The organism is Streptosporangium nanhuense (genome assembly GCF_059358815.1).
In genome coordinates this window covers 1-537 of sequence record NZ_JCADBG010000142.1, presented here as the reverse complement: position 1 = coordinate 537, position 537 = coordinate 1, and the positions used below count along the sequence as shown (strand labels likewise).

The 537-nt window shown below is 70.9% G+C and carries 1 protein-coding gene; it reads left to right on the top strand.

The window, feature by feature from the left end:
* Window positions 1-537, top strand: a 537-nt coding sequence (locus AC5L38_RS44390; protein WP_495248855.1) for a KR domain-containing protein, incomplete at both ends; no start/stop codon positions are given.

Sequence of the window (537 nt, the reverse complement as noted above, 5' to 3'; positions counted from 1 at the left end):
TCCGCTGACGGCGGTTGTTCACACCGCGGGTGTGCTCGCCGATGGGACGATCCCGTCGTTGACGCCTGAGCGGTTGGGGACGGTGCTGCGGCCGAAGGTGGATGCGGTCTGGCATCTGCATGAGCTGACCCGGGGCTTGGACCTGGCGGCGTTCGTTGTGTATTCGTCGCTGTCGGGTGTCATGGGCTCGGCAGGGCAGGGCAACTACGCCGCGGCCAACGCCTTCCTGGACGCGCTGGCCCAGTACCGGCGCGCCGAAGGACTGCCCGCGCTCTCGCTGGCCTGGGGTGCCTGGAGCCAGGACACCGGGATGACCGGCACGCTGAGCGACGCCGACGTGCGCAGGATGGCGCGGGCAGGAATGCCTTCACTGTCGGTGGAGCAGGGCCTGGCACTGTTCGACGCCGCCGGCCGGGCGGCCCGGCCGGTGGTGATCCCGTTCCGGCTGGATCTGGCGGTACTGCGTGCCTACGGTGAGGTGCCGGCGTTGTTGCGGGGTCTGGTGCGTGGTGGTCGGCGCTCGGCGGCGTCCGGTGC